The 759-nt window shown below is 48.0% G+C and carries 1 protein-coding gene; it reads left to right on the top strand.

From position 1 onward, the window contains the following. Positions 1 to 217: 217 nt before the first annotated feature. Positions 218 to 652: a zinc-finger-containing protein gene (locus PSI23_RS21700; RefSeq protein WP_273557010.1), complete on the top strand. Its 435-nt coding sequence runs from the start codon at positions 218 to 220 to the stop codon at positions 650 to 652. Positions 653 to 759: the final 107 nt, after the last annotated feature.

Raw genomic sequence — 759 nt, forward strand, 5'->3', positions numbered from 1 at the left:
ACGCATTGGATGGATACCCAGAATTGCAGCAAAAGTGCAAGGAAGTGACAGGAATCAGAATGAAAGAATTGAAGGAAAGCCCTGTCCTCACTGACTCACGGACATACACCGCGTTTTAGTACTCGACGATCCAAACAGAACCACCTAACCCCACCCCATTAACTAACGCTACCTCAGTGGCGGGAGGAGTATTAACCAAAATTCGGGAGGACACAACATGCAGTTCACCCCATGGAACCCAAATCCCAGAGCAGTACAGAGAGTCAATGACCCCTACCCCATTCCGACACACTGCCGTTACTGCAACAGGCATGTGATGATTGAGCATCATTTGAATGTGTTTAAGCGTATTCATGATAACCGCTGGCCTTGGCTGTATCACTGCTGGTCATGTGGTGCGCGTGTCAATATTCATCCGGGAACGGATATCCCGATGGGGTCACTGGCAGATAAGCCGACACGGATAGCGAGGCTGTCGGCACATCGGTATTTCGATGATGTAGTCAGGAGTCGTAATTTGGAGCGCACGGAAGTCTATCAATGGCTAGCAGATCAATTAGACATCAGTTTCAACACCTGTCACTTCGGCTGGTTTGATACTGATATGTGTAATAAAGCAGCGAATATATGCAGGGGTTTAAATAATGGCTGATTTTACATCACTGGCAGACGGCGGCGAATTATCCCGTGAAACATGGGATGATTTTGTTAAGCGCCTCGAGTATCAACATAAAGGTGCAGGTGTTGATCGGCATGGCG

It is taken from the genome of Xenorhabdus yunnanensis (genome assembly GCF_028598805.1).
Taxonomy (GTDB): Bacteria; Pseudomonadota; Gammaproteobacteria; order Enterobacterales; family Enterobacteriaceae; genus Xenorhabdus; species Xenorhabdus yunnanensis.

What these genes read in the sequence shown, in the direction of transcription:
- PSI23_RS21700 (WP_273557010.1), top strand. Translation starts at nt 218, where the DNA reads ATGCAGTTCACCCCATGGAACCCAAATCCCAGAGCAGTACAGAGAGTC.